Annotated in this window: 21 protein-coding genes; 7 read left to right on the top strand and 14 right to left on the bottom strand. The window is 38.1% G+C overall.

What is annotated here, in order from left to right; genetic code table 11:
• Positions 1–279 precede the first annotated feature (279 nt).
• Entirely contained in the window at positions 280–921 is a 642-nt protein-coding gene (locus BS85_RS0106220; RefSeq protein WP_026944037.1) for a Crp/Fnr family transcriptional regulator, read from the top strand.
• On the opposite strand, the gene BS85_RS0106225 is transcribed toward BS85_RS0106220, so the two are convergent.
• Complete coding sequence (locus tag BS85_RS0106225) at positions 918–1667, bottom strand: MBL fold metallo-hydrolase (RefSeq protein WP_026944038.1); 750 nt, start codon at positions 1665–1667, stop codon at positions 918–920. The genes BS85_RS0106220 and BS85_RS0106225 overlap by 4 nt on opposite strands.
• Positions 1668–1761: 94 nt before the next feature.
• On the opposite strand from BS85_RS0106225, the gene BS85_RS0106230 reads away from it, so the two are divergent.
• Positions 1762–2853, top strand: a complete 1092-nt coding sequence (locus tag BS85_RS0106230) for a deoxyguanosinetriphosphate triphosphohydrolase (protein ID WP_026944039.1) — start codon at positions 1762–1764, stop codon at positions 2851–2853.
• A 69-nt stretch (positions 2854–2922) separates the two neighbouring features.
• Here the strand turns inward: BS85_RS0106230 and BS85_RS11920 are convergent, their stop codons facing one another.
• The 3 genes from BS85_RS11920 to BS85_RS0106240 are packed head-to-tail and all read right to left on the bottom strand — an operon-like array spanning position 2923 to position 4633.
• Entirely contained in the window at positions 2923–3537 is a 615-nt protein-coding gene (locus BS85_RS11920; protein WP_245596306.1) for an MFS transporter, read from the bottom strand.
• Complete coding sequence (locus BS85_RS11925) at positions 3506–4171, bottom strand: MFS transporter (protein ID WP_245596307.1); 666 nt, start codon at positions 4169–4171, stop codon at positions 3506–3508. Before BS85_RS11925 ends, BS85_RS11920 begins: the two co-directional genes overlap by 32 nt.
• A gap of 36 nt (positions 4172–4207) precedes the next feature.
• Entirely contained in the window at positions 4208–4633 is a 426-nt protein-coding gene (locus BS85_RS0106240; protein WP_026944040.1) for a hypothetical protein, read from the bottom strand.
• A gap of 179 nt (positions 4634–4812) precedes the next feature.
• Here BS85_RS0106240 and BS85_RS0106245 point away from each other — a divergent pair, with 179 nt between their 5' ends.
• From BS85_RS0106245 to BS85_RS0106265, 5 genes are all read left to right on the top strand, one after another.
• Positions 4813–5280 (top strand): YbaK/EbsC family protein, encoded by a 468-nt coding sequence (locus tag BS85_RS0106245; RefSeq protein ID WP_026944041.1) that lies wholly within the window; start codon positions 4813–4815, stop codon positions 5278–5280.
• Positions 5281–5421: 141 nt separating this feature from the next.
• Positions 5422–5622 carry a hypothetical protein gene (locus BS85_RS0106250; protein ID WP_026944042.1) on the top strand — a complete coding sequence of 67 codons (201 nt, stop codon included), beginning with the start codon at positions 5422–5424 and terminating at the stop codon, positions 5620–5622.
• Positions 5623–5822: 200 nt separating this feature from the next.
• The gene (locus tag BS85_RS0106255) at positions 5823–6245 is read left to right on the top strand and encodes a DMT family transporter (protein WP_026944043.1); all 423 of its coding nucleotides are present in this window, start codon (positions 5823–5825) and stop codon (positions 6243–6245) included.
• Positions 6242–6556, top strand: coding sequence for a DMT family transporter (locus BS85_RS0106260; protein ID WP_026944044.1), 315 nt, complete (start codon positions 6242–6244; stop codon positions 6554–6556). Before BS85_RS0106255 ends, BS85_RS0106260 begins: the two co-directional genes overlap by 4 nt.
• 14 nt (positions 6557–6570) lie before the next feature.
• Complete coding sequence (locus BS85_RS0106265; protein ID WP_026944045.1) at positions 6571–7890, top strand: MATE family efflux transporter; 1320 nt, start codon at positions 6571–6573, stop codon at positions 7888–7890.
• Positions 7891–7920: 30 nt separating this feature from the next.
• Here the strand turns inward: BS85_RS0106265 and BS85_RS0106270 are convergent, their stop codons facing one another.
• The 10 genes from BS85_RS0106270 to BS85_RS11455 all read right to left on the bottom strand — a co-directional run bounded on the left by BS85_RS0106270 (position 7921) and on the right by BS85_RS11455 (position 17606).
• Positions 7921–9678 (bottom strand): peptidoglycan D,D-transpeptidase FtsI family protein, encoded by a 1758-nt coding sequence (locus tag BS85_RS0106270; protein WP_026944046.1) that lies wholly within the window; start codon positions 9676–9678, stop codon positions 7921–7923.
• Positions 9679–9691: 13 nt separating this feature from the next.
• The gene (fliE, locus tag BS85_RS0106275) at positions 9692–10009 is read right to left on the bottom strand and encodes a flagellar hook-basal body complex protein FliE (protein WP_026944047.1); all 318 of its coding nucleotides are present in this window, start codon (positions 10007–10009) and stop codon (positions 9692–9694) included.
• A gap of 10 nt (positions 10010–10019) precedes the next feature.
• Positions 10020–10520 (bottom strand): flagellar basal body rod protein FlgC, encoded by a 501-nt coding sequence (flgC, locus tag BS85_RS0106280; protein ID WP_026944048.1) that lies wholly within the window; start codon positions 10518–10520, stop codon positions 10020–10022.
• Positions 10521–10530: 10 nt separating this feature from the next.
• Entirely contained in the window at positions 10531–10965 is a 435-nt protein-coding gene (flgB, locus tag BS85_RS0106285; RefSeq protein WP_026944049.1) for a flagellar basal body rod protein FlgB, read from the bottom strand.
• 193 nt (positions 10966–11158) lie between these two features.
• Positions 11159–12250 (bottom strand): NAD(P)-dependent alcohol dehydrogenase, encoded by a 1092-nt coding sequence (locus tag BS85_RS0106295; RefSeq protein ID WP_026944050.1) that lies wholly within the window; start codon positions 12248–12250, stop codon positions 11159–11161.
• 352 nt (positions 12251–12602) lie between these two features.
• Positions 12603–13514 (bottom strand): DMT family transporter, encoded by a 912-nt coding sequence (locus BS85_RS0106305; protein ID WP_026944051.1) that lies wholly within the window; start codon positions 13512–13514, stop codon positions 12603–12605.
• Positions 13515–13817: 303 nt separating this feature from the next.
• Positions 13818–15107: a tRNA nucleotidyltransferase/poly(A) polymerase-related protein gene (locus BS85_RS0106310; RefSeq protein WP_026944052.1), complete on the bottom strand. Its 1290-nt coding sequence runs from the start codon at positions 15105–15107 to the stop codon at positions 13818–13820.
• On the bottom strand, positions 15085–15645 hold the full coding sequence (gene hpf / locus BS85_RS0106315; RefSeq protein WP_026944053.1) for a ribosome hibernation-promoting factor, HPF/YfiA family: 561 nt from the start codon (positions 15643–15645) through the stop codon (positions 15085–15087). The genes BS85_RS0106310 and hpf overlap by 23 nt, the downstream gene beginning before the upstream one ends.
• A gap of 39 nt (positions 15646–15684) precedes the next feature.
• Positions 15685–16470: a shikimate dehydrogenase gene (locus BS85_RS0106320; protein ID WP_026944054.1), complete on the bottom strand. Its 786-nt coding sequence runs from the start codon at positions 16468–16470 to the stop codon at positions 15685–15687.
• A 41-nt stretch (positions 16471–16511) separates the two neighbouring features.
• The gene (locus tag BS85_RS11455) at positions 16512–17606 is read right to left on the bottom strand and encodes an SH3 domain-containing protein (protein WP_051604724.1); all 1095 of its coding nucleotides are present in this window, start codon (positions 17604–17606) and stop codon (positions 16512–16514) included.
• Positions 17607–17649: the final 43 nt, after the last annotated feature.

Raw genomic sequence — 17649 nt, forward strand, 5'->3', positions numbered from 1 at the left:
ATCTAGCATAAAGAAAAATTTTACAATAGAAGCTTTACAAATGAGATTCCACATTATGGATTGCCACGAAAATTTTTCAAATTTTCTCGCAATGATGAATCCTGCTTTGTCATTGTAAATGCGACAAAGCAATGCAATTCTACAAAATATACAATCTTGATTCACAAGATTCTCAATACAAATCTAGGATTATTTTCTATGCAGAGGATAGGAAGTCAATTAAGACTTTATTAAAAATTAGCTATAATGAAGCTAAAAGTAAAATAATTTGGAGCAAAATTGCATACAATTTTTAAAGAACTAATGGATTCTTGGGGGGTTTCTAGTATAGATCAAGAAGTTTATCTGCAAAGTGCTTATACTAAAAACTTCCCCAAAAATTACAAAATCTTTAGCGGTGAGCAAGAATGTCGTGGGCTTGTATTGATTTTAGATGGTGCCTTGCGTAGTTTCATTGTCTCTCCAAGCAACAAAGAAATTAATCTTTTTGTTTTAAAAAGTGGTGAATTTTGTATTCTTTCTGCTTCGTGTATGTTGAAAAATATCCGCTTTGATGTCAATTTAGAGTTTATTCAAACTTCTAATGTATTGATTTTGCCAAGCAAAACCTTTAATAAATTAAGCTTAAAATATCCAATCGCTAAGCAATTTCAAACCAACCTTGTAAGCGATCGACTAAGCCGAGTCGTTTCTTCTTTAAATTCTCTTGCCTTTGATTCGCTTGAAAACAGGATTCTAAATTTTTTGTATAACAATGCGCCCAAAGAATCTAAAATTCTTTATATTACGCACGAGGAAATTGCGAATGCGCTAGGAAGTGCAAGAGAAGCAATTTCAAGAGTGCTAAAAGATCTCGAAAAACAAGGAAAGCTAAAAACTAAACGTGGGTTAATTGAATTGGTAGATTTCCCAGATTCCTAAATGCGCGTAAGCCAATAAGGAATATTTGCTTGTTCTTGTGCGATTTCTGTTTTGTCGCCGTGTCCGGGTAAAATAAGCATATTTTCTTGAATCTCCATAAATTTCTCTAAACTTGCCCTCATTGCCTTGCTTGAAGAATAAGGAAAATCACTGCGCCCAATGGAGCGATGAAAGATAAAATCTCCACTAAACATTAACTTATGTTTAGATATTGGCATATTTTGATTTTGTGTTAATGCAGAATCCTCCTTTGCGAGTTTATGGCTAAGCACAATTACGCTACAACCGGGTGTGTGTCCGGGATAACAAGAAAATTCTACAATAAAATTGCCCAATTCATAACGATTGCGTCTGCCCAAATTACTCGTATTTGAGGTTTTTGGTGTAATGGTATCCTCCTGTGTTCCACCAACAAGAACGCTTGGGGTAGAACCAGGCAATCCTGTGCTAAAGCAATCTTGTATCAACATAAAAGCATCTTCTAAAGGGCAAAGGAGTGCAATTTTATCAAAATAAGCAGTTAGCTCTGCATTGCTCCATACATGGTCAAAATGTCCGTGAGTATTTAAAATAGCCAAAGGCTTTGTGTCTTTTAGCTCCTCTATCACCCAAGCACTCGCACCAATTCCCGGATCTATGATTAAAGATTCTTTGCTTTGCTTATCAATCGCCAAATAACAATTTGTTTGGTATTCTCCGAATGCTTTACATAAAATTTTAAAAAAATCATTTTCAAAAATCATCATCTATTTTCCTTAAATTTCTCAAAATTTCTGTGAATCTTAACGCAAAGTCGCTAAAATAACGCCTAAAAAAGGCAAACAAATGGCACAAAACAGAATGTTACCTAGCGAGAGATTTTATCCCTCTATTCAAGATTTTCGCGATTCTTTTGGGCGTGATAGAGATAGAATCATTCATAGCTCCTATTTTAGGAGATTGGAATACAAAACACAAGTGTTTATTAATCATAGTGGAGATTATTTTCGCACACGTTTAACGCATTCTCTTGAAGTAAGCCAAATTGCACGAACATTAGCTAAGAATTTAGGTTTAGATGAAAATCTTGCAGAAGCTATTGCGTTAGCACATGATTTAGGGCATACGCCCTTTGGACACGCAGGAGGAGATGAGCTAGATAAAATTATGCGACATTCTGGCTATCATCACGGATTTGACCACAATTTTCAGTCTTTTCGTGTAGTAACAAAGCTTGAAAAACGTTATAAAGATTTTGCGGGTTTGAATCTTTCTTTTGCTACTCTTGAGGGGATTTTGAAACATTCTTATCCTTACGATAAATCCTTTTTACAAGGAAACTTAAAGGATTTATTTTGCCTAGAGTTCCACCCAAGTCTTGAAGCAATCGTTGTAGATTTGTCTGATGAAATCGCTTATATTAGCGCGGATATTGACGATGGTATTAAGTATGGTTTAATCAGTTTTGAGTCCCTTAAAGAGAGTGCATTGGTAGCTAAAGCCATAGAATTTGTAGAACAACAAGAGCAAATAAAGCGTCAGGATTCTATCTTCCGACATCGTTTCACTTCCCGATTAATCACAATGCTAGTTTATGATATTTTAGAAAACAATCAACCTTTCACACAAAGTTCTCCACAATGTTTTACTTATCTAGCTAAAGAATCTTTGCCAATTTCTCATACCAAAACAATGGCGGACGAGATAAAAGCACTTAAAAAGATTCTTTTAGTGCGTCTTTATCGCCACGAGGAAATCGTGAAAAAAATGTTTATGGGCAAACGTTGTGTGCGTAAGCTTTACGACTGCCTAAACAATGAGACAAACCTGCTACCAAAAGACTTGCAAACAAGAATCCAAAAAGGTGAAAAAACTCATCGTGTTTGCGCAGATTATATTGCCTCTATGACAGACCGCTATGCGATTGCACTTTATCGTGAGCTAGGATTTTAAGTCCTTGAATCTTAATATGCATACCACTGCGTCAAACCCCATTTGCAATATTATTTCTTTTGTTTTTTGTCATTGCCATAGACGATTCCACCAAACAATAGCCCTATGATGCATAGAATCTTTTTTATCATTTCTCCTAATCCCACTACTCTTTAAGATTCTAAAGGAGATACTCCAAAGTAACAATCCCGCAAAGGCAACACAAGAGAGGGCGATATACGCATAAAAATATCCATAATATTGCGCGATAAATCCCCCCAAACTCCCGCTTAGTGCTGCGCCTATACTGCCAAGCGTCATTACACAAGCAAGGGCGGCGTTGATATGTCCGCTTCCACGCAACATTATCGCTACCAAAATGGGTAAAATCACGCCTGTAATCCCTGTTCCCACGCCATCAAGAATCTGTGTAGCAACCATTCCTGCAAGATTTTCAAAATGTGCCGCTATGCCTCCGCGAATGATAAGAGCGATAAAGCAAAGTGCCATTAAGATAAAATACACTTGAGAAAAGCGAGGATCAGCCACAAGAGAATGAGGGCGCGTGAGAATCTTCATACACACAAGCGAAACTACAATCATCGTGCTTTGAGCGATAAGGATTGTCGCTGCTGCATACGCCCCGCTAGAATCAATGCCAAGCGTGTGCGCCCTAAGCCTTAAGCAAAGGCAACATATACGCATTGCTAAGATGGAAGCAAAACATTGCTGTGCCTAAAATCAGCACAGATTTATCACTTAAGGCTTCCCATAGAGACACACTTGTTTCGCCCTCTTGTCCCCTTGCAACTTTGTGATTAATGCTATCGCTGCGAATAAGGCTAAGAAATAAAAGCGAGAAAACACCCATAAGTGCAGTAATCACAAAAATCGCGCCGATTCCATAATAAAATGCGAATCCAAGACTAAGCAATGCGCTAAAAGCTGTTCCTGCGTGTTTGTAGGCTTCATTGAGGCTCACTTGTCTGCTATAACCGCTTAACTCCACGATTCCAAGCGTGAGGGCTGCAAATGCAGGAGCAAGGCACACTCCGCACAGAGCCACGCTCATTTGCGCTAAAAGTGTAAAGCCAAAATGCGGGTAGAAGTAGTTTGCCAAAGTCGCAAAGACGATGGTGAGGATACAAAAGGCTATGAGGGCTTTTTTGTGCGGTGTCTTGTCTATGAAAACCCCTAAAGGAATCGCGAAAACTAACGCACAAAGCGAGGCAATCGTGGAGATAAGCCCAATTTGGGATTCCATAAACGCGTGTTGCTTCAAAAACACGCCTAGATACGCACCCAAGCCATCTTGCACATCGGCTATAAAGAAATTCAACCAAGCAAGCGTGTTGTGCGGATTGATAAAACCTCCTTAATATCCTAAAATCTTGTTAATCTTGCTAATTGCGCTTTGTTCCATTTCAGCAATCATTTGCTTTTCTTTAGATTTTTCTTGTGCAATCTTTGCTTCTTGTTGCACAATTTGTGTTAAAGTCGCGTTGATTTTACCTTCATCTCTTGTCGCCTTTGCCTCTTGCAAGTCGATTTCTAGGATTTTTTTCTCTAACTCTAGGGCTTTGATTTTGCCTCTTAGCTCCTCTCGTTTTTTATCAATGGCTTCTCTCTCTTTGAACTCCGTCCTTAAAGCCTCGCGCTTTTTATCAAAACTTGCATTATTAAAGATTTCTGGCAAAACACCCTTGATATGTGGCTGTGGCTTTGGAGGGGCTGGTGGCGCGGCAAAGAGGGTGCTGGATAAGGCTAACATCAGTGCTGAACTCACAACTTTTGCTTTCATCGTTTCTCCTTTTTATCTTTATAAAAACCATAAATTTTAATAAAAATTACTTTTTAGAATCGCTGAATTGCAAAAAGGACTATTCCTAAACCAAAGAGGGCAAGGGGGCTTTAGGGGTTTGACAGATATGCGGTATAATTCTTTTACTAACACAGATTTTTGTATGCAAAGGAGTGCAAATGTCTTTAGCAAAGGCAAGGGAGCATTTAGCAAAGTATGGCTTGGAGGGCAAAATAATGGAGTTTTCTACCTCATCGGCTTCAGTGGTAGAGGCAGCAAACGCAATTGGTTGCAAAGAAAGAGAGATTGTCAAAACGCTTTCCTTTATGCTAGGAGAGAATCCCATACTGATTGCAGTTGCAGGGGATTATAAAATCAATAATGCAAAGTTTAAAGAAGCATTTGGCGCAAAGGCAAAGATGATTCCTTTTGAGGAAGTGGAATCACGCATAGGACACGCAGTGGGCGGTGTGTGTCCTTTTGGTGTGAATGCAAATGTTAAAGTGTATTTAGATGTTTGTTTGCAAAACCTTACCACACTTTATCCCGCTTGTGGAAGCGCAAATAGCGCGGTTTGTATGACTTTAGAGGAGCTAGAAAAAGCCTCTTGCTTTGAAAAATACATTGATGTATGTATTGAATCTTAAATCCGCTAGGCTACTTCTTCTAGCATAAGTCCGCCATTATAAATATGCCCTGCTTATAGGAGGCACAATAACCAAAAACGTTCGTATTGCGCTTAAGATAGGGCAAAGAATCCCCATAAATATTTCCTCTACCTTGTTTTTATGCTTGGGGGCAATGCGCTTTGGATTCTAGGCATTATGATGTGTGTGGGGCAGAGTATCAGTGGGTTTAGAGGCGAGACTTGCCATAAAGCACGGGGCAAAGATTATCCGCCCGATTGTAATATGTGTATGCTTCGCTCTCTCAACGCAATTACTTATCAGGGAGTTTTTTGGAATCTCTCGTTGCAATTTCATCCATAAATGCTTTTATGCTATAATGCACGGCTTTAAAAATCTTTGAATCAGGAGAGAAAGGCTAATGATTTGGGATCAAGGCTATTTTTCATATTCCCTTTTAGTGTGTTTTTTCTCCACAACCTCTAGATTCTAAACATCGTATTTTAGGCTTTAGGCAAAGCCCTAAGCCACAAAATACACAAACAAAATGCAAAGGAAATCAAATGCAAAGCATAAAGCTTACCCCAAATTTGGCGTGGGGATTGGTTATTTTGGGTGGCATTGTAGAATGCTTTTGGGCAAGTGGGCTGAAGTATAGCGATAATTTGTTTGCTTTTACTCTCACGGGCATTGGGATTTTTATCTCCTCTATTTCTATGATTCTAGCGGTGAAGGTGCTAGAAATTGGCATTGCATATAGCGTATTTGTGGGCATTGGCACAGCAGGGATTACACTCGCAGAGATTCTTATTTTTAATGAGCCTTTCTCACCGCTTAAGATTCTCTTTATTGCTACTTTGCTCGTTGGCGTGATTGGCTTAAAGCTCTCTAGCAGTGAGAAAGAAGAAGCGCAAGAGGAAAAGCTTGTCTCAAACTTCTCACACGATTTAGGGCTTGATACAATACTTGAGGAGGAGCAAAAATGAGTTGGGTGTATTTACTTCTTGCAGGGTGTATGGAGATTGTAGGCGTAATTACGATGAAAAAATATTCCCTAAGTGGGCGCAATATTTTTTTACTCGCTATTTTAGTGCAGTTTATGCTAAGTTTCGCACTGCTTTCTTTGGCAATGCAAGAGATTGCTATGGCGACAGCCTATGCGATATGGACAGGAATCGGTGCGGGAGGCGGTGTGCTTGTGGGCGTGGTGTTTTTTAAAGAAAGCAAAAATATCAAAAAGTTATTTTTTATCACGCTCATCATCGCTTCCGTCATTGGGCTTAAGGCGATAGGCTAAACTCTAGGAATCCTATGTCCAATCTTTTCACAAAGCACCCTTTGTATTTACTCGTGCGTTGTGCATTGCCACATTGCATAAGTGGCGTGTTTCTTTCTTTATGTTACATTATTGATGGTATCTTTGTAGGCAAGTTTTTAGGCAATGAAGATTTAGCAGTTATGGGGCTTATTATGCCCTTTGTTATCATTAGTTTTGCGCTCACAGATATGATTGCCATTGGCTCTTCTGTGCTCATTAGCCTTTCTTTGGGCAAAGGGAAGTCAAAAGAGGCTTCCATTCTGTTTAGCACTTCTTTAGTTGTTACCTTTGTTTTCTCTTGTTTTATAGCAATGTGCGCCTTTTTTCTCGCGCCCTTTTTGATAGATTTGCTAGCAATTAGCGAATCCTCAAAAGTAAAGGCAAAAGAATTTGTGAGCATTTTTGTCTATTTTACACCGCTTATTATGTTTTATTTTGCTTTGGATAATTATTTGCGAATTTGCGCTAAGAATCTATATAGTATGTTTATCAATATTTTTATGGCACTTTGCAATATCTTTTTGGATTATTTGTTTATTGTAGTGTTTGGCTGGGGGTTGTTTTCATCAGCACTTGCTCTTTGTATAGGTTTAGCTTTGGCTACAATTTTTGGATTTTTGCCTTTTATTTTTGGCAATGTGGAGCTAAAATTTAGCAGGATTCTTTTTAAGCTAAAAACCTTTTTAAATATTTTTTACAATGGAAGTTCTGAATTTTTGGGAAATATTTCAGGCTCCATTCTAACGATTGTTGCAAACTTTTTATTGCTGAAACTCGCCGGAGAAAGTGGTGTGGCGACATTTTCTATTATACTTTATATTGATACTTTCATCATTGCTTTTATTATGAGTCTATGCGAGGGTATGCAACCCGCGCTAAGCTATAATTATGCGAAGAAAGACAAAGCAAGGCTAAAATCTCTCATTTTCTATATTTTTGCCACTGCTTTTTTGCTTTGTTTTGGGGTGTTTATAGCCATTATGCTATGGAGTGAAAGCCTCATTACGCTTTTTGTAGAAAAAACGAATCAAGATTTTATCATCTTTAGTGCCTTTGCGTTGAGCTTATATGCGCTCAATTATTGTATCACTTGGTTTAATGTATGCGTAAGCTCTTTTCTCACCGCCTTTAATAAACCCTCTTATTCTCTCTTGATTACTTTGGTGCAAGGTTGTTTTGCGCCACTTTGTAGCCTCTTTGTTTTAACTTATCTTTTTGGGCTTAATGGAATCTGGTGCGCTGCTTTTGTGGGTGATTTGCTCTGTGTTGCTTTAAGCTTTGCACTGCTCAAAAGGGCTTCGTGCCATATTTGAGCGTTTTGCATTCATAGAATCTGCTTTGTTTTAAGGTTTGAGATAATTTTCTTTAATAAGAAGATTAACAACCTCCCTAAAGAGTGGCACGGCAGTGCGTGCGGCAAAATAAGCCTCTGTTTCATTGGGTTCAAATACGCTAATGCCAATCGTCCATTCATTGCCTTTTTCATCTGCCGCAAAGCCAAAAAAAGAACTATTGTATTTGCGCACATATTTTCCGCCTTGTGCAATGTGTGCTGTGCCGGTTTTTCCGCCAATCGTAACACCTTTAACTTGAGCAGTTTTACCTGTACCCTCATTGACAACTTTTACCAAGGTGCTTTTTACTTCTTTTGCAGTTTTGTCACTTAAGATTCTAATGGGTGCTTGGTGTTTAAGTTTGTAGCGAATGGATTTAGAATCTTGTAGATATTCTACTAAATAAGGCTCATAAGAGATTCCATAATTGGTGATGATATTGTAGGCTTTGAGCATTTGGATAAAAGTTGTGCGCAATCCATAACCATACGAGGCAGTTGCACGATAAACTTCACTCTGGAATCGTTTTGCATCTGGAATAACGCCTTTACCCTCATAAGGCAAATCAATGCCGCTTAGATTTCCAAAACCAAATGCTTGTAAAGCGGCATTATATTCTGGAGGGCTTAAACGTTGGGCTATTTTTGCCATACCAATATTGCTTGAGTAAAGCAATATTTCCTCTGCGGTAGAGGATTCTAGCTTGTGCGTATCGGTAATGGTAAAGTTATGGAGTTTGAAGCGACCATTCTCCAAATTAATGGTTTCTTGAGGGCTGATTAGATTCTTATCTAATAAAATCGCATAAATGATAGGCTTGATAATGCTTCCGGGCTCGTATGAATACTCAATGGCATTGGCATTAAGTTTGGAATAATCGTTTTTAGTGATGAGGTTTGGATTAAATCGCGCACTACTTGCGAGGCTCAAAATTTTGCCGCTTTTGCTCTCCATAATACCAACAAGAATCTCTTTAGCACCAAGTTGCATGGCATTTTCGTCTGCAAGTCGTTCAATCTTTTTTTGCAACTTCAATGGAATGGAGCTAATAATGTCATAACCATCTATGCGTTCTTTAAAGGTGGAATGTTTGTTTAAAATGACATTAAATCCAATATCACGTTGTCCAATCATCAATAAATCACTCATCGGCTCTAATTCATTATCAAAGCTTTTTTCTATTCCCTTAACGCCTTGCACACGCGTAATATTGGTTTCATTTTGTTTGTTGATATAACCTAGAATGGGCTCCATCGCATCTTGATAGAGGTAGTCCCGAGATTCTCCACTCTCCACGACAGATAAGCCATACTTGAAGATATGCCCATTTTCATCTTCATAGCTTTGAAAAACATCAAGTTGGTTTAGCTTTAAATTGAGTTGTTTTAGATAACTAGCACTTTTGGAATCAATCGCATAAGAAAGCGTTATATTGCCCTTTTGTTCAAGCTTTTTGCGGATTTCTTGCTTGGGGATTTTGCTATAAATACTGAAAAGATTGACAAAAAGCTCTTTTTTTTGGGGGTTGATATTGTAGGTATTTACGACTGCTTTATAAACTTTTTTACTTGAGGCAAGCAAGAATCCATCACTACTATAAATATTTCCTCTAATTGCGCTTTCCACGCGCTTGGCTTGGAAGTTTGGAAGTTGGCGGGAAGTAAAATTATGATAAAAAATTGTCCCTAAGAAAATACAGAATCCTATTCCTATAATGAGGAATAGAAGCAGAATCTTACCTGCTTTTTTGGATTGTGCGTCATTCATTTTGAAATAAAAATTAAATTTGCGTTTTAATTAATTCTTTATAGGCACTGATAGCTTTGTTGCGCACTTCAAGCATTAGCTTCATACTATTTTCGGCTTTTCCGATGGCAATAGCGGCTTGATGTAAGTCTTTAATTTGTCCTGTTGCCATATCTGCCATTGCCTGTTCGGTTGTTTTTTGGTAAGCATTGACTTCATCTACTGCATCTTTTAGCATACTGCCAAAGCTCTTAGAAGGCGGATTCAAATCGTGATTGGGCGCAATATTTGGAACATCTTGGAGTTTAGAATTTAACTTTTCTAAATCTACCCCATATTTATTAATTTCCATTTACAATCCTTTATGCTTGAAACATTGAAATCGCTGTTGTTGCCATATTTTTAGCACTTTGAAACACAGCTACATTGGCTTGATAAGCTTTGGAAGCCTCAATTAGATCTGCCATTTCTACAACAGCATTAATGTTGGGATATGCAACATAGCCCTCAGAGTTTGCGTCTGGGTGATTGGGTTCATACTTCATTTTAGGTTGGGTGTCATCACGCACAATCTTATCAACATAAACACTCATCAGCGTAGGCTTTGGCTTTCTTTGCTCATCAAATCCGTCCATTTCGTCTAATGGATCTTCATATTCTAGCAAATTATTGCTGTTTTCATACTTTTGATTTAAAACTTTATCAAAATCAAATGCTTTTAGCACAAGTTCTCTTCTTCTATAAGGTCCGCCCTCATCGGTGCGCGTGGTATTTGCATTCGCAATATTGCTTGAGATTAAATTAACTCTTTGTCTTTGTGCGGATAGCCCATAACCGCTAATATCAAAACTAGATAAAAACATTTAAGCCTCCTTAGATGTTTCTTGAGGATTCTATTGCATAGGTGTAGATTCCACCTTGCTTACGCAATGCGCCGACAATAGCTTGGTACATAATATCGTTTTTCCCCATTTCGCTTGTTTCAATATCTACATCTACACTATTGCCATCATTTCTTGCTAAATGTCCATCACGATAAAACATTGTTGGACGCTTTAGGCTCATATCCTCAACGGGCAGTAGGTGATTTTTGTTAGTAATGGCGACATCAAGCTCCAATTTGCGGTCGCGATTGAAAATATCATCGGCTTTTTGCGCCATCATTTGTTCAAAATTTACATCTTTTGGGCGATACATTGGAGTAGAGACATTGGCAATATTACTAGCAATCATATCCCTGCGCAACGCTCTATGGTCTAATGCTTCTTGTGCCAATGCGCGTGCTGGACTATAACTAAAAATGCTCATATCAAACTCCTAAAATTGAATCTTATTTCAAGAGTAAGCAAGTTTTGTTCCAAAAATTAATTTAAATAAGGATTGAAAAGCCTTTTTATTGCATCAAGAAAGTAAAGAGGCGACAATCTTTGGCTTGATTGCGCCTCCATTGTGCAGAATCTATTTTTTGCGGATTGATTCAATTTGGTTCAAGGTGCAAATTTTATTCCTTTAAACTACTCATATCAATCACATAGCGGAATTTTGCCTTGCCACTCGTAAGATTCTCATAAGCCTCATTGATTTGCTCCACAGAGATGACTTCTGTTTCGGGATAAATTTTGTGTTTGAGTGAAAAATCAAGCATTTCTTGCGTTTCTTTCATTCCGCCAATCAAAGAACCATAGACTTTTTTACCTGCCGCAAAGACAAGCCGTGTTACATTAACACTAAGATTCTCATTTGCTGGTGGCAAACCTACAATCGCCATTTCTCCGCCAAATTTGAGCAATTCCGCGTAGGCATTCACATCATACGCGGTTGGAATCGTAGAGAGGATAAAATCAAATTTCTCCTTTACGCCCTTTGTATCGGTATAGAGTGCCTTTGCCCCTAGCTCTAGTGCCTCTTTTTCTTTGTTGCGATTCCGCGCAAAGACGCTCACTTCCGCACCCATTTTGATTGCGTATTTTAATGCCATCACGCCTAACCCACCAAATCCAGCCACCGCGACTTTATCTCCTGCTTTGACATTGCTAAATTTAATCGGTGAATAGGTGGTGATTCCCGCACAAAGCAAAGGAGCGACTTTTTCAAGCGGTGCATCTTGTGGGACATTGACTGCAAATTTCTCACTCACCACGATATTATTGGAGTATCCGCCATAAGTGGGTTCATTATTGTGGAAACAATCGTGGCAATCATAGGTAAAGACGCATTTGCCATTTTCGCAAAATTGCTCTTGACTTCTTTTGCACGCCTCACATTCGCCACAAGAATTTACCATACAGCCTACCCCTGCATAATCGCCCACTTTGAATTTGCTCACCTTGCTCCCTACTGCAACCACGCGTCCAGCAATTTCGTGTCCGGGCACCATTGGGAAAATGCCTTTGTGCCATTCCTCCCGCGCACTATGAATATCGCTATGGCAGATTCCAGCAAATAGAATCTCAATCAAAATATCATTTTCTCCAAGTGCGTGACGTGAAAAAGAAAAGGGCTTAAAGGTATCGCTTTTATGCGCTACTGCGTAACCTTTTGCGGTGATTCTCTCTCCCGTGTTTGCTTGTGTCAAATTCTCTTTTAATAGCATCAATTACTCCTTTTAAATATATTTTTGAATCTAAAAGATTCTATGAATGCAATTATAAAACCTGATACCTAGTATTTGTCAAGAGAAAAGATGAAATTCTTATTGCTTTTGTAGAATAGTTAAAGAATGTAAAAGGGTTAAGAAGTTGTGGCAATCTATCATCAAGCAAAAATTAGATTTAACAATGGAATCTTAAAGTGGCGCGTTATTATGGATTTGCGTGAAAGCGTGTGAGTTGCTAACTCAACACGCGCCACAATTCCGCTAACACAGAATCTTACAGGGACGAATCCTGCGCAGTCATTGCAAGAGCTAGTGAAGTGATTTTTGCACACTAGAGATTCTCTCCACTTTACCTTTGGCTTAAGAACAGCCCAAGAAGCGTAAGGATTCCGCCGATAATAATATACACACTTAGTGCCTCGCCCAAGCTCACACACGCAGCTATCACACCAATGACAGGCACACTATAAATATATGCACTTGCTTTGAGAGAGCCGAGTAGTTTTAAAGAAGCATTCCACGATAAATAGCACAGCCCAGAGGCGATAAGCCCAAGAAAAAGCAGGTTAGTAAGATTGCTTACTTTAAGATAACGCGCGGAATCTTGTAATGTGTGAAAATCCCCCTGCAAAATACCTGATTGATACAAGGTAAAAGGCAGAGTGAAAAGCAGCCCATAAAAAAAGATTCTTTTGAGAATCACAAGATGTGAAATCCCCTTAAAACGCACAAAAATCATCTCTAAGACAAGTGTATAAACAGACCAAATGATACCCGCTAAGATACAAAGCAAATCACCAATAGGATAGATTTGCAAATTCAATTCACCCTGAAATATCACTAAAAAAATCCCTACAAATGACACAAAAAAGCCTATAATAAAGAATCTACTTAGTTTTTTACCATAGACAAAGGCAAAGAGCAGTCCTGTGAAAAAGGGATTGATAGCCACAAGCAATGAGGCATTTGAAGCGGTTGTATAGAGCAAAGCGACATTTTCGGCGAGAAAATACAAGCAACCCCCGCTAAGCCCTGCAAGGATAAAGAGAATCTCATTAGAAAGGCTTGTTAAGGCAATGCGTTGTGTGTGTAATTTGACGCACAAGAGGCTTAAGAACGCATAGGCAATAAAAAAGCGGATAAAGAGAATCTCCGTAGGGGCAAAGTCGGGCAATAAAAGCTTCGTGGAGCTAAAGGTAACACCCCAAACAAGGATTGTAAAAATAGCAAGTAAATGTCCTTGTGCAGGATTAGAAAGCATTGTGTTTATCCTTTGTCTTTGATTTTCAAACCCCGCATTTTATCAAAAATCGTAAGAGAGTTTTTTGATGTCTTTTTTCTGAATCTACCCATTTGCTACTTTTATGAAATCTGCTAAATCTCATATCTACAAAGATGATAGAAAAGAATGCCAAAAGAATAAAAATCGCATATAGTTTGTGTCTAAAAAACGCAATAGAATTTGTGAATATGAGAGCAATTTTTTGATGCACACATTGCATAGTTTAATTGTATAGGCAAAGACTATACCAAATTTATTAGAATCTCGTTTGTCTTTAAGGCTTTATTGTAAATTCTTATAAAATACAGAATCTAAGATTTTTAGTTTTTCTTTTAAAATATGTGCTTGGATTGCTTCGTTTTTTGGTTTTATTGTCTGCGATTCTAGCCAAAGCTTTGGAGAATAAGCACTCAAGGCATTAAAAGTGTCCCATAAACGCTTTTGAAAAGTTTGACCAATCTCAAAAGAATCGCAAGATTCCAAGCCTTGTTGGCTAATGCGCCCCTTTCTATCTGCGATAAGCAAAGCAATTTGTAGCTGGAACAACGCGAGATTTTTGTGAAAGGAATCAAAAAAATCTACCACTTTGGAGGGGCGTATTGTGGCTAGTTGATAGATTTTTGTATGGTTTTTGATGAGTTGCAACATAGGCTTTTGGATATATTTTGGAATCAAAATATCTATTGCGGGTAAAATATACTCTAATTTATCGTGTCCGCTAGAATTTCCAAAGGTGCGGTAACAATGGGGCTTGGCAATATCGTGGTAGAGTGCGGCAAATTTCAAAATTAAAACTTGCTTCTCAAAGTCGGATTCCCTATTTACTCTCTTTGAAGTTTCCAACAGCGATTCTGCAACTCTTAATACTTCCATTGTGTGTGAGAAAACAGAAGCCTCTAAATGGTATAAATTACCCTCTTTTAATGTAGTAAGCGCATAGATGTGGGGAAAAATGGAATCTAAAACTCCCAATTCAAAAAGCGTTTCAAAGAACAAGGGGGAATGAGAATATTTCAATGCAGATTCCACTTCCTTATATACGCGGTTTGGTTCTAAGAATCTTAATTCCTCCCGCATTTTGTAGATAAGCACTTTTGTGCTAGGGTGGATTTTCCAATAGATTCCAAAACGCGCACGGAATCTTGCAATTCTAAGCACACGCAAAGGGTCTTCACAAAAAGATTCGGAAGTGTGTCGCAAAATCTTATTTCGCAAGTCTTGTATTCCATTAAAAGGGTCGTAATACTCATTTTTTGCTTCATCAAATGCAATAGAATTGATTGTTAAATCTCGCCGTTTCAAATCCTCTTGCAGTGAGACTTGATATGTTTGTATGCTAAATCCATTATAGCCTACGCCAACCTTTGTTTCCTTTCGCGCTAGAGCAATTTGCGAACCATCTTCACATAAAAAAACAGGAAAATTTTTGCCAACTTGTGGCAAAGAACTGAAGTCTTCTTGTGTGTAACCAACTGCTACATAGTCTTTGTCGCTAATGGGCTGATTTAAAAGTCTATCACGGACAGCACCGCCGACTAAATAAATCCCTTTAATACAATCCGTATTTGCCATCAATCCGCTTATAAATTACGCGCATTTTAGAATCTTTATCATTAAAGACAAAAAATTGTTGAGAACTTCCTTTGAGTCTCTCTAATGCGTCTTCAATATCCAAAGGCTTGTGCAAATCCAAATCCATTGGCACAATCTCATCTTCGCCCTTATGTGCTAATGCTTCATCACGCAAAATTGCATTTGCCATAATTGCTTCGCTAGGGATAGTGTGTTTATGATTAATTTTATCGTGGTAGCGGCGCAAAATTTTGTGCATACGCCCCATTGCAAGGTCTGCTGCAGCATAAAGGTCTTTATCGTTTTGGCTTATTACCACCGTGTTGGTATGCGCTAGAGAAACCGAAAGGTCAATCGTCCAAAAATGTTTTTTCTTTTTTTCTCCTTTTTTGCTACCCCTTTTTTCTTGGTGAGAAATCACAACACGCATATTTAAAATATCTAAATTATACTTTTCCAACCCCTCTGCTAGATGGCAAATATAATCTTTGATAGAATCTGTAAGCTCAAAATGTCGCGAAGTAATGATGATGTGCATTTGGAATCCTTTATTTTAGAATTAGGCTATTTTAGCATATTAAAGTGCGGTTTGCATACTTTGACGCAAAATTGTTTTATCCACAGAAATATTTTGAGATTCCATAAAAATTTCAAAAGCCAAAATTGCTTGATTAATCAACATTTGCTTCCCATCACTATGGGCAACATTGAGACTTTTTGCTAGATTAAGAAAAGGCGTTTGTTTGCCATAGACTAAATCAAATGCAAATTTAGATGCTTTTAAAAGAGGTGTGAGGACTGCAGAATCCATAGGAAGCGAAGAGTCTGTTAGCCCTGCGGGTGTCGTATTGATAAGGATTTCATATTCTTGTAAGACAAAGTTTTCAAAAGTTGAACTTTGGAATCCTGCTTGGGTGAAGTGATTTAGGCGTTCTTGTGAGCGGTTGGTAATTGTTACAGATAAGCCCTTTTCTTTTAAAATATACGCAAGTGCTTTTGCCGAGCCACCTGCCCCAATAATCAAAGCATTCTTGGGGTTTAGGGATTCTACACATTGATAAAATCCTAGTGCGTCTGTGTTGTATCCTAATATTTTGTCCTTTTGGAATACAATAGTATTCACTGCTCCAATTTCACGCGCAATTCCAAAAACTTCATCGCAGGATTGAAAAGCAATTTCTTTAAAGGGGACGGTGATATTTGCACCTTTTAAATGCAAATCTTTCAAGATAGAAAATGCCTGATTTTGTTCTAGTAAATAACGTCCATAAAAGCCTTTGATTCCTAAAGCTTTATAAGCAGAATTGTGTAAAATGGGAGATAGAGAATGATGAATCGGATTGCCAACCACTGCAAATTGCATAGAATTCCTTTTGCTTGTTTTTGAGCTTTGGTTTTCTTATGCTATGGGCGCAAAGTAAGTGAGCGGCGAATGACCCAACCATTTTTAACAGAGGGAGTGTTGGCATCTAGGATTCTAACCCAAACATCTTGTGTCTCTACGATAATCACGGAATCATTAGGTGTGAGTTTGCCAATTATAGGCGTATCTGTTGAAGGTAACTGACGGATATTTAAACTAGGAACTCTAGAAGTATAAAGTGGTGCTTCTGGAGTGCTTTGCGCCACTTCTAATGGTTTGTTTTCTTCAGTTTTCTGTATTTGGGCTTCATTTTGCGTTAAAGATTGCTCTGGAGCTGGAAGTTGAGGTATTGTATTTGTTGGTATTGTAGGCTCAGTAGAAATAGTAACTTCTTGCGGAATCTCTTGACTAAATCTTTTGAGTATCCACCCCAAAACTTTATTGTCCTCAAATGTGCCAATAAGTATCCACTCTCCTCGTTCTTCTAGTATTGTAGCTTTATGGGAAGGAGTGAGTTTTCCAATTACATCGGAAGTTGTGTTTGGTTCTTGACGAATATTTAAAGAACGCACACTAGAGGTAACAAGAGGTTTTTGAGCGGTAGTTGGTGTTGGTGTAGCAAACAATTCTTGCGATTCCATATTTTGCTCGGGAATCTCAATTTCCTTGCTAAACCTTTTCATAATCCATCCTAATGGCTTTTCGCTTGTAGCATCGGCGATAAAAATCCACTCCCCTTTTTCTTCCAAAAGAATGGTTTCGTCTGCAGGTGTAAGCTTACCAACGATTGCGGAAGTTGTGTTTGGTTCTTGACGAATATTGAGAGATTTTGTATTAGAGGTAATATAGGTTTTTGGTGTTTGTATTGGCTCGTCTTGTGGCTCTTGTGGTTTTTCAATAACATCGGGTTGAGGTTGATTGGGTTGAATATCTACTGGTTCTATGTTATTGGTTGCAGTTTGTATGGTTTGATTGTTTTTATTAAACATAGAATCCACTTCAGTTTGTGGCATAGCAGAATCATTTTCTTTTTTGCGCAAAAGCTCAAAAGCAGAATAGTAAATTACAAAGCTAAGCAATAGCACAAAGATCGGTAAAGGATAGACTTTTAAAAATTTCTTTAAACTCTCAAGCATTCTCACTCTTTTTAAAGTTAAACTTAATCATAAATAAGGTTAA

This window comes from Helicobacter rodentium ATCC 700285, from assembly GCF_000687535.1.
GTDB classification, from domain to species: Bacteria; Campylobacterota; Campylobacteria; order Campylobacterales; family Helicobacteraceae; genus Helicobacter_D; species Helicobacter_D rodentium.

Excerpts from the sequence above, each read along its gene's own strand:
- BS85_RS0106270 (WP_026944046.1), bottom strand. The coding sequence starts at position 9,678 with ATGAATGACGCACAATCCAAAAAAGCAGGTAAGATTCTGCTTCTATTC.
- BS85_RS0106295 (WP_026944050.1), bottom strand. The coding sequence starts at position 12,250 with ATGCTATTAAAAGAGAATTTGACACAAGCAAACACGGGAGAGAGAATC.
- fliE (WP_026944047.1), bottom strand. The coding sequence starts at position 10,009 with ATGGAAATTAATAAATATGGGGTAGATTTAGAAAAGTTAAATTCTAAA.
- BS85_RS0106310 (WP_026944052.1), bottom strand. The coding sequence starts at position 15,107 with ATGGCAAATACGGATTGTATTAAAGGGATTTATTTAGTCGGCGGTGCT.
- BS85_RS11455 (WP_051604724.1), bottom strand. The coding sequence starts at position 17,606 with ATGCTTGAGAGTTTAAAGAAATTTTTAAAAGTCTATCCTTTACCGATC.
- BS85_RS11920 (WP_245596306.1), bottom strand. The coding sequence starts at position 3,537 with ATGCGTATATGTTGCCTTTGCTTAAGGCTTAGGGCGCACACGCTTGGC.
- BS85_RS0106230 (WP_026944039.1), top strand. The coding sequence starts at position 1,762 with ATGTTACCTAGCGAGAGATTTTATCCCTCTATTCAAGATTTTCGCGAT.
- flgC (WP_026944048.1), bottom strand. The coding sequence starts at position 10,520 with ATGTTTTTATCTAGTTTTGATATTAGCGGTTATGGGCTATCCGCACAA.
- BS85_RS0106255 (WP_026944043.1), top strand. The coding sequence starts at position 5,823 with ATGCAAAGCATAAAGCTTACCCCAAATTTGGCGTGGGGATTGGTTATT.
- hpf (WP_026944053.1), bottom strand. The coding sequence starts at position 15,645 with ATGCACATCATCATTACTTCGCGACATTTTGAGCTTACAGATTCTATC.
- BS85_RS0106260 (WP_026944044.1), top strand. The coding sequence starts at position 6,242 with ATGAGTTGGGTGTATTTACTTCTTGCAGGGTGTATGGAGATTGTAGGC.
- BS85_RS0106225 (WP_026944038.1), bottom strand. The coding sequence starts at position 1,667 with ATGATGATTTTTGAAAATGATTTTTTTAAAATTTTATGTAAAGCATTC.
- flgB (WP_026944049.1), bottom strand. The coding sequence starts at position 10,965 with ATGAGCATTTTTAGTTATAGTCCAGCACGCGCATTGGCACAAGAAGCA.
- BS85_RS0106305 (WP_026944051.1), bottom strand. The coding sequence starts at position 13,514 with ATGCTTTCTAATCCTGCACAAGGACATTTACTTGCTATTTTTACAATC.
- BS85_RS0106265 (WP_026944045.1), top strand. The coding sequence starts at position 6,571 with ATGTCCAATCTTTTCACAAAGCACCCTTTGTATTTACTCGTGCGTTGT.
- BS85_RS0106240 (WP_026944040.1), bottom strand. The coding sequence starts at position 4,633 with ATGAAAGCAAAAGTTGTGAGTTCAGCACTGATGTTAGCCTTATCCAGC.
- BS85_RS0106250 (WP_026944042.1), top strand. The coding sequence starts at position 5,422 with ATGCTTGGGGGCAATGCGCTTTGGATTCTAGGCATTATGATGTGTGTG.
- BS85_RS0106245 (WP_026944041.1), top strand. The coding sequence starts at position 4,813 with ATGTCTTTAGCAAAGGCAAGGGAGCATTTAGCAAAGTATGGCTTGGAG.
- BS85_RS0106320 (WP_026944054.1), bottom strand. The coding sequence starts at position 16,470 with ATGCAATTTGCAGTGGTTGGCAATCCGATTCATCATTCTCTATCTCCC.